Below are 9,825 nucleotides of genomic sequence, written 5' to 3'. Positions count from 1 at the left end.
TCAGGGCGATTGAGTTGTTCGCTGCAACCCCAAAAACACGAAAATTTAAATGTTGAATTGACCCTGATTTCCATATTTATCGCATAATTAAAGACGCTGGGGAATAAACCATTTATTCGAGATTCCCATATGAAGTTCCATGGCTGGCTGCTACGTCTAAATGCTCTTTTATTACTCCCAAAGGAGGCCGGCCATGAAACGAATTTGCACGATCATCCTGTTCAACCTGAGCCTTTTCCTCTTCATCACAACTACCAGCAATGCGGCTCCTCCCGTTTCAATGGGAATAGTAACCGGTAGCACTAAAGGTACCTATTATCAGTTTGGGTTGAACATTGCCGAGCTTGTGAAAACAAAAAACATACAGCTCTCCGTTTCTCCCTCAAAAGGTTCGGTGGAGAATGTTTACGCCGTTTTTAAACGTCCCCGAACGCAGCTGGGCATTGTCCAGGCTGATGTTCTGGCCTTTGTGTCACGGATAGAGACAGATCCTGTATTGCAGCAGATCGCCAGAAAAATCAAACTGGTATTTCCGCTCTACAATGAAGAGATTCACCTTATCGGCAATAATACGTTAACAGAATTTGCCGACCTGACAGGAAAAAAGGTCGCAATCGGCACTGAAGGAAGCGGCACCTACCTTACTGCCCGCCTCCTTTTTGAAATTTCCGGAGTAACTCCTGGAAAAATCGTTACCATTGGGACCAACGAAGCACTCACACAGTTAAAAGCTGGTCAGATAGATGCCATGTTCTATGTGGCTGGATACCCGGTAAAGCTTTTTTCCGATGAAATCAGTGAAAGCGACAACTTGATATTGGTCCCTATTCGAAACGAGGCAATAGGTGAATTTTATCCGGAAACAGATATCCCCGCCGGGACCTATGGCTGGCAACAGCAAACCGTACCAACAAAAGCAGTAAAAGCTGTTTTGGTTTCGTACAATTTTCGTAATAAGAACTGTGTAAATGTTGGCCGGGTAGGACGCTACATTTATGACAATCTAGCATGGCTACAGAAAAACGGTCACCCCAAGTGGAATGGAGTGGATCTGGATTTTCCTCTAAAGGGTTGGGAACAGTATGACTGTGTACAGAAACGACTGGCAGCCAGACCGGCAGCCACCAAGCAAACAGAGACAGTAAATCCAGTTCTGGAAGCAATTAAGGATGTGTTGCAAAATTAGCTATCAGGCGTTCTTTTTTAGCTGGAGTTCTGTTATAATGAATCACTTTTTTATAATTCAAGGCTACTTTGAAAATATGTAGGGCACAAGCGGTGATATATAAATGGACACCGGCTGATCATGTATCTACCATTTTATGATCTCAACAAAGCTCCTTTTCAGAGTTCTTTTGACCCTGCCTTTTTTTGGCAGGGGAAAAAAATTCATAGATTACTCAAGATCCTCAAGTTTGATTTTGAACGGCACACACGAATCAGTTTAGTTACGGGTGATCCTGGCTGCGGTAAAAGCAGCGTTATTCGTGCGGTCCTTGATTCGCTAGATCCATCCGTACTTATTGCTCTGGTTCAGGACTCCCGGCTTTCTGTCCGTGAATTCTATGATTTAACCGGCCACGCCTTACAGCTGCCAGGACCTCTTCCTACCCGAAAAATCTTCCACAAACAAATGCTGGCCCTGCTGCACAAAGCAGAAGAGCAGGAGAAGCATGTCCTATTGGTACTGGATGAGGCCCAGCAGCTTTCTCCGCAATTAATAGAGGAAATAGAAGCAATCATCGCCCTTGCTACTCAAGAGCTTGAAGGCTTGTCCGTCTGCCTGGTTGGCCAACTTGACAATGCCGAGTGTTTAAAAGGTCATCTCCTTACCTTTTTCGAAAAGCATGACATGGTTCTCCACCATCTTCCAGCAATGACCCTGGAAGAGACATCTGACTATATTCGACATCGCCTCCAGGTTGCAGGGAGCACCCGTAAAATTTTTACCGACGATGCTATTCAGGAAATCCACCAACACGCCAACGGGTATCCGGTACAAATCAACAATATATGCGACCTGGCCTTGTTTATGGGCGAAAGCAAACAAACAACGGAAATTGATGCACCGCTTATCCTCGCCAGCGTCGACAAACTCCAATTCCCAACCCGCCGCCGGGGCGACGTACCGAAACTTCGCAAGGGCATCGATACCGCAGGCAAGGATGAAAGCCCAAAAAATACCTCAAAAAACACCAAACCTGTTCAACAGGTAAAAACTGCAGAAAAACAAAGAATTTCTGCCCTGGAAGTTTTTGCCAAAATGGACAAAGACAAAGAAAAGCAACAACCAGAGCCAAAACAATCTATTGCTTTACCTGGACTTGGATTATGCCTGATCCTGGTACTTGGAGTCGGTGTTTATGTGTATTTTAATAAATGGGCAAAGAGACCGGAAGGATTACCCCAGATAAAAGTGGAGCAGCCCCAGGCACAACAAACGGAAAAACCTGTCAGTCAGATGTCTTTAGCCAGCTTGCCTCCTGATCAAGGACGAAGCTCAGCCTCTTCATCTACCACATCGTCAGATCAGGCTGATGACACGCTCCCCATTGCACAGAAAAAAGCTCCCCTTACAAAAACGGATAATCCAGAAAATGTGCTCTTACAGGAGGATTCCCTCACTCCTCAACCAATTCCACTCCTTAAACAAACACAAACTGCTGAAGAAAACGGTGAAGGAGATAAACTGGTTATGCCTCAACTTCAAGACCAAATTGAGGACCTTCTTCAGGAAACGACCAGTGACCTTTTGCAGGAAAAACCGGTCCAATTTGCTACTGAGCAGAAAAAAAGAGAAGAAGTAGTTCTTCTCTCACCCAAAGAAAATATCCCCAAGAATAAACAAGAATTGCCCCTTCCCGAAACGGGCAAAAGGAATCAACACTTGGAACTTTTTCTGGCAGGAGGAGCATTCGTTGATCTCAACAAAAACATCAACAAAGAACAACCAGATTTAAAAGGGGAAATCAAAATGATCCATTCCTCACTCAAGAAACAAAAGGAAATACTCCAGCATGAGCCTGCCCCGGCAGATGTGATCGACTGGCTGATCAAGAAAAAGGAACAAAAGGTCCCCTGACCGGCCATATTATGAGCAAATTTGATACCCTTGCAGCAATAGCAACCAATCTCACAGCCATCTTAAGCGCAGAGGACCGTTACCAGCGCCTGCTCGATGCGCTACACATTGCTATCCCTTATGACGCTGCAGCATTATTAAGAATCCAAGACGATACACTGATACCGCTGGCAGCCAAAGGACTAACTCCCGACGCCTTGGGACGCCAATATCAACGCAAACTTCACCCCCGACTCGATATTATCTGCAACTCCAGTGAGCCGGTGCTCTTCTCCAAGGACTCAACTCTGCCCGATCCTTTTGATGGATTAATTGCTCCGGTACCAGAATCAACCCAGCACATACACGCGTGCCTGGGGTGCCCCCTTCATGTTGGGGACAGACTTGTTGGCGTGCTGACCGCCGACGCCCTCGACCCTGGCGCCTTTGACCATCTTCCCCAAAAATTTCTAAAAGTTATCGGTTTGATGGCAGGCGCACAAATGCAGACAGCTGACCTGCTTATAGCCCTGGAAAAGAAGGCCGAACGCCAAGGACAGATAGCCACCGATTTAATGCAGGATGCTCTCGCCCAGCAGGGTACGGAGATTCTTGGCACCAGTAGGGTTATTGAGCAACTTCGGCAAGAGATAAGCTTGGTAGCCAAATCTGATTTTACCATACTCATTTTAGGCGAAACAGGAGTGGGTAAAGAACTTGTGGCCAGAGCTCTTCACACTCAATCCCTGCGCAGGGAAAAGCCCTTATTATATCTCAACTGTGCGGCTTTGACTGACTCGCTGGCCGAAAGCGAGCTTTTTGGTCATGTTAAAGGGGCTTTTACAGGGGCCACCCATACCCGTACCGGAAAATTTGAGCTTGCCGACGGAGGCACCCTGTTTCTGGACGAAATCGGTGAACTCTCACTTGAAAACCAGGCCAAGATATTACGCGTCATCCAAGAAGGCGAAACTCAACCAGTTGGATCCGAAAAAATGGCGCATGTGGATGTGCGGCTGCTTGCAGCAACCAATAGAAACCTAGAAAATGAGGTCGCAGCGGGTAGGTTCAGGGCAGACCTCTATCACCGCCTCAATGTCTACCCCATCAAAGTACCACCGCTCAGAGAACGAAAAGAAGATGTAGCCGTGCTGGGAGGATATTTTGCAGAACGGTCCATGGCTCGATTAGGGCTGAAAAGAGTTCGAATAGGTGAAGACGCACTGCAGTTGCTCCTCCGCTACAACTGGCCAGGCAATGTCCGCGAACTGGAAAACATTATCTCCAGGTCGATATTAAAGGCATCAGCAGGCGTAGATCATCACGACATGATCACCATGCGTCCGCAACACTTAACTGCAGACCTGGGAACAACAATCTATACAAACCCTGCTCAAGCAGAAGAGCCTTCTTCAAAGATTATCGGCAAAATCTCATTGCGTGAAGAGCTGAAAGCACTGCAAATTCGGCTCATCAAATCCGCCCTGGACAAAAACAATGGAAATTGGTCTGCCGCTGCCCGTGACTTGGACATGAACAGGAGCAATCTGCATAACCTGGCAACCCGGCTTGGGCTTCGCAAAAAACAAAAAGACTGAGAGCGCAGCGAACCAGCTCACCATCAAAACTTTTTTCCAGTAACGATTCAGCGAAGATCTAACAACAGTCAAGCCACCCCTAACTATAACTGTTCAGCAGGTAAGCCACGACTTCGACACATAGGAATGCCGGCCGAGCAGCTCGTGGAGAGTTGGGATACGGCCTTCATACTCTCGGAGCCTTTTCCAACAGCCAATGCGTCGATAAAACTTTCACCAGCACACTGTTTACATCCCATGACCGATGCTTAAAATGTAACATATGTAATATAATAAGTTTTTTATACGCAGATGGCTGCCGAGGAGGGATTTTCCAAAATGAACAAATGGAGACAGGCCATTTTACAGCGTATTGTCCACCGTATCCTGTTTTTTATCCTTGTACTACTCTGCCTAAGCATGCCTGTAACGGCTCAAACCACTAACAGGGTGCTGGTCCTGGAAGTAAAAGGAGTGATCGGGCCTGCGCTCGCCGAGTATATTCAAAAAGGTTTAACAACAGCCCATCAACAACAGGCAAAAGCCGTTGTTCTCCGCATAGACACGCCTGGCGGCTTGGACACCTCCATGCGAGAAATTATCAAAGGCATTCTAGCTTCTCCGGTTCCGGTTATCTCATTTGTCGCCCCTGAAGGTTCCAGGGCCGCCAGCGCAGGAACCTACATTCTCTACGCCAGTCACATCGCGGCAATGGCACCGGCAACCAACCTTGGAGCTGCCACCCCTGTAAATTTTGGCAGGCTTCCTACCCCCGCACTTCCATCAGAAGAGGACGACCCAGAACAACAAAAAACTAACAAGGAATCGTTACCGGACACGTTGCAGAATAAAATGATCAATGATGCCGAAGCATATATCAAGGCCCTGGCAGATAAACGCGGACGCAACAGTGAGTGGGCGGCAAAAGCTGTCACCAAAGGTGAAAGTTTGGTTGCAAAAGAGGCCTTGCGTTTAAAAGTGATAGATATCGTAGCCAACAACCTTAACGACCTGCTCACACAAATAGACGGCAGAAAAGTAAACACGGTATCCGGTGCACAGATCCTCGAAACCAAAATGGCAACCCTTGAGTTCCAGCAGCCTGACTGGCGCACTCATCTTTTGATGATGCTCACTGACCTTAATGTTGCCTACATCATTCTCCTGGTCGGTATCTATGGGCTGATTTTTGAAATGGCAAATCCCGGATATATTTTACCAGGCGTTATCGGAGCAATATCAGTAGTCATTGCCTTGTACACCTTTCAGATTATGCCCGTTAATTATGCAGGATTATTGTTGCTCATTATTGGTATGGCTTTCATGGTGGCCGAAGCGTTTGTCCCTAGTTTCGGTGCCTTAGGAATAGGAGGCATTATCGCCTTTGTTATTGGCTCAATCATTCTTATGGATGAACCTGCTTTTAAAATATCCATCCCCATAATCAGTGCAACTGCCTTTACGTCGGCCGGGCTCCTTATTCTGTTAGCGGGGAAACTAATAACCATTCGCCGCAGGAAAATAATTACCGGCAGTGAGCAAATGATTGCCAGTCTTGGCCACGCCATGGAAGATTTTGATACTGAAGGTCGCGTTTGGATTCACGGCGAATCTTGGCGGGGTCGCTGCTCCAAGCCGGTTAAACAAGGTCAAACAGTCAAGGTTACCGCCCGAAACGGGCTTATACTGGAACTTGAATGTGTTGAGGAGGAAAAAAATGATTGATACTGCCTATTCCCTTCCCATTGTTGTTTCCCTTTTTCTTTTGCTTAGTCTTTTCGCCATCTCCATCAAGGTTGTCCGGGAATACCAGCGGCTGGTTGTTTTTTTCCTGGGTCGCTTTCAAACGGTGAAAAAACCGGGGCTTCGTCTTATCATTCCTGGCATTCAACAGGCTGTTCGGGTTGACTTGCGTGTAATCACCATGGATGTGCCCAGCCAGGATGTTATTTCCAAAGACAACGTAACCGTACGGGTCAACGCGGTGCTGTACTTCAGAGTCGTCGAACCGGAAAAAGCGATTATCCAGGTGGAAGATTATTTTAATGCAACCAGTCAACTGGCCCAAACTACGCTCCGGTCTGTCCTGGGGCAACATGAATTGGACGAGATGTTGTCTGAACGCGAAAAGATGAACGCCGATCTTCAGGAAATAATTGACAAGCAATCAGATGCATGGGGTATTAAGGTGACCAATGTGGAAATCAAGCATGTGGACCTTAACGACAACATGATCCGCGCCATCGCCAAACAAGCTGAGGCGGAACGGGAAAGGCGAGCAAAAGTCATTCATGCTGAAGGAGAACTGCAGGCCTCGGAAAAATTACTGGAAGCCGCCAACATTATCTCCCGCAATCCTCAGGCCTTGCAGCTGCGATATTTGCAGACTTTAAATGATATCTCCAATGAAAATGCATCAACTATTATTTTTCCCCTGCCCATTGATTTGATCAGTTCAATTTTTGATAAAAAAACAGAATCCTCGGCAACTAAAGACTGATAACTTGAACTGTCCTTACTGCACCTGCTAAAATAGAAGTGGTGGCAGGGCTGAAAAAATACTTGGCGAACGTTGCGGACCGATGCATGTTTCCCAAGTATGCGTAACAAAAGGACTCCTGCAATCACCATCGAAAAAACGACCTGACGTGCAAAAGTTCAACCCTTACACTGTGAGAGCTTATGAAAATACGCACCGTTACCCAGGAAGAAGCTTACCACCACTGCAATCCTGATGATTTCCCTTTTGAAACCACAGCAGAAATAAAAGAACTTATAAGTTACATTGGCCAGGAACGTGCTTTAGAGGCTGTCGAATTTGCTATATCCATGCCTTCACGTGGCTTCAATTTGTTCGTTGTCGGTCCGGAAGGTTCTGGGCGCCACAGTGTAGTTCAATCTTTTATCCACAAACAGGCAAAAAACAAAACCACCCCCAGTGACTGGTGCTACGTCTATAATTTCGAGAGTGCCCACCAACCCCTGGTTCTTGAATTCCCTCCCCAACAGGGCCCAGTTTTTAAAAAGGAAATGTCCGAGCTTATCGAAGCGGTTAAAACCACCCTACCCACCATTTTCGAAGGAGACGATTACCGTATCAGAATAAAAGCTCTGGGCGAACAACTGCAGCAAAAAGTGGACAAACTCTATGAAGGACTGATAAACAAAGGCAAAGAGCAGTCCATTGCCGTTATCAGAAATGACCAGGGTATGATGTTTTCTCCCATGGACGAGAAGGGAGAACCCATGGATCTGGAATCGTTTAAAAAACTGCCCGAATCAACCAAAAAAGAATTTGAAAAAAGAATAGAGAATCTACATGGCACACTGCACAAGACCGTACATGAAGTCAACAAGGTCAATCGCGAAGCAAAGGAGCAGCAGAAAAAGTTAAAAGAAGAAACCGCCGGTCTTTCTATCGGCCAACTCATTCATGCTTTGTTGAACAAATATGCTGATCACGAAAAAGTGATAGCATACCTCAAGTCTATCACTGCTCAGCTTGTTGAACATGTGGATGATTTCCTCCAAGATGCAGATGGTCACCAAAATCCTTTTCTCTCTCTCAAGCCTGGCCCTCCGACGTTCAATCAATATGGAGTCAATGTCCTTGTCAGTCAGACAGAGGATGGAGCTCCTGTTATTTATGAAGACATGCCAACCTACCAGAACGTCCATGGCCGTATTGAACACCAAGCGCAAATGGGTATGCTGACCACCAACTTTTCCCTAATCCGGCCAGGCGCTCTGCATCGTGCCAATGGTGGCTACATCATTATCGATGCCAGGAGACTTCTCATGCAGCCTTTCGCCTATGAGGGGTTGAAACGAACCCTGCGGTCCCGTCAGATAAGGATAGAACCGGTCGAGCGTCTTTTCGGTCTGGTGAGCACGGTCTCCCTAGAGCCGGAACCGGTACCGCTCGAAGTCAAGGTGGTGCTTATTGGCGAACCCATGATCTATTATCTGCTGCAGGCTCATGATCCGGAGTTTAACACCCTGTTTAAAGTGCAGGCAGATTTTGAATACGACATGGAACGTAATGCAGCCAGTCAACAACAATATGCAGCGTTGATTGGTACCCTCGCCGGGGAAAAGGATCTGCTGCCCCTACATAAAACTGCGGTTGCCCGAGTAACCGAAGAGGCAGCGCGTCATGCCGGTGATTCCAGTAAACTTTCATTGCATATTCGCAAGATAGCTGACCTTATTAAAGAGGCTGATTACCTGGCCCGTAAAACGGACAAACACCATATCGATAGCCAGGATATAGAAATGGCCCTGAAAGCTTCAGAACGGAGAGGCGGGAGAATCGGTGACCGCATTTTTTCATCCATTGAAGAAAACATCCGTCATATAGATACCAGTGGCAAAAAAATTGGTCAGGTGAACGGCTTGTCTGTGGTTGGGATCGGTGACAATATGTTCGGCTTTCCAACCCGTATCACCGCTGTAACCAGGCCGGGAAAAGGCAATATAGTTGATATTGAACGTGAGGTGGAACTGGCTGGCCCTATTCATTCTAAGGGAGTGATGATTCTTGGCGGATTTTTAAACTCCCGTTATGCCCGTAACATTCCACTGGGCCTACAGGCCAGCTTGGTCTTTGAACAATCTTATGGAGGAGTTGAAGGCGACAGTGCCTCGTGCGGCGAACTGTGTGCCCTGCTCTCTTCGCTCGCTGGAGTTCCAATACGCCAGGACATAGCTATCACCGGTTCAGTGAGTCAATTAGGAGAAATCCAGCCGGTGGGTGGGGTCAATGAAAAGATTGAAGGTTTTTTCGATATCTGCAAAGCGCGTGGATTAACCGGCTCGGAAGGCGTAATTATTCCGGAAACCAATGTCCGCCATCTCATGCTCAAAAAAGAAGTGGTTGAGGCCATTGGTAAGCAACAATTTTCTATTTACCTTGTCACAAAGGTAGACGAGGCCATAGCATTGCTCACCGGTCTGGAGGCCGGTGAACCCAGCGAAGACGGCTACCCGAAAGATTCCATTAACAGCAGAGTAGAGGCTACCCTGCTCCGCTTTGCGCAAGACCTGAGGGCATTTAATAACCTGAAAATCGTCTAAAGCGAACATCCTAATCGTAAGACCCTACTTTATAAGCACGGTTTTATTGAATTACCGTGCTTTTTTTCTTGTCTTTAAACGTGTACGTATTATAATTATACGACCATCTTA

6 protein-coding genes are annotated in these 9,825 nt (G+C 46.8%); all 6 read left to right on the top strand.

Annotated features, from left to right (window positions below):
* The first annotated feature begins 193 nt into the window (after positions 1-193).
* The 6 genes from JWH17_RS22205 (at position 194) to JWH17_RS22180 (ending at position 9,714) form a co-directional block, all read left to right on the top strand.
* Positions 194-1,186 (top strand): TAXI family TRAP transporter solute-binding subunit, encoded by a 993-nt coding sequence (locus JWH17_RS22205; RefSeq protein WP_205224895.1) that lies wholly within the window; start codon positions 194-196, stop codon positions 1,184-1,186.
* 120 nt (positions 1,187-1,306) lie between these two features.
* Positions 1,307-3,082, top strand: a complete 1,776-nt coding sequence (locus tag JWH17_RS22200) for an ExeA family protein (RefSeq protein ID WP_205224894.1) — start codon at positions 1,307-1,309, stop codon at positions 3,080-3,082.
* Positions 3,083-3,093: 11 nt separating this feature from the next.
* Complete coding sequence (norR, locus tag JWH17_RS22195; RefSeq protein WP_205224893.1) at positions 3,094-4,659, top strand: nitric oxide reductase transcriptional regulator NorR; 1,566 nt, start codon at positions 3,094-3,096, stop codon at positions 4,657-4,659.
* A gap of 318 nt (positions 4,660-4,977) precedes the next feature.
* Positions 4,978-6,363 (top strand): NfeD family protein, encoded by a 1,386-nt coding sequence (locus tag JWH17_RS22190; protein ID WP_205224892.1) that lies wholly within the window; start codon positions 4,978-4,980, stop codon positions 6,361-6,363.
* On the top strand, positions 6,356-7,138 hold the full coding sequence (locus tag JWH17_RS22185) for a slipin family protein (protein ID WP_205224891.1): 783 nt from the start codon (positions 6,356-6,358) through the stop codon (positions 7,136-7,138). The genes JWH17_RS22190 and JWH17_RS22185 overlap by 8 nt, the downstream gene beginning before the upstream one ends.
* Before the next feature lie 182 nt (positions 7,139-7,320).
* A complete protein-coding gene (locus JWH17_RS22180; protein ID WP_205224890.1) occupies positions 7,321-9,714 on the top strand; it encodes a Lon protease family protein in 2,394 nt (797 codons plus the stop codon).
* Positions 9,715-9,825: the final 111 nt, after the last annotated feature.

Origin of the sequence: Desulfogranum marinum, assembly GCF_016918565.1 — a bacterium.
GTDB lineage: Bacteria > Desulfobacterota > Desulfobulbia > Desulfobulbales > Desulfobulbaceae > Desulfogranum > Desulfogranum marinum.
This window is presented reverse-complemented; position numbering and strand designations above follow the sequence as displayed.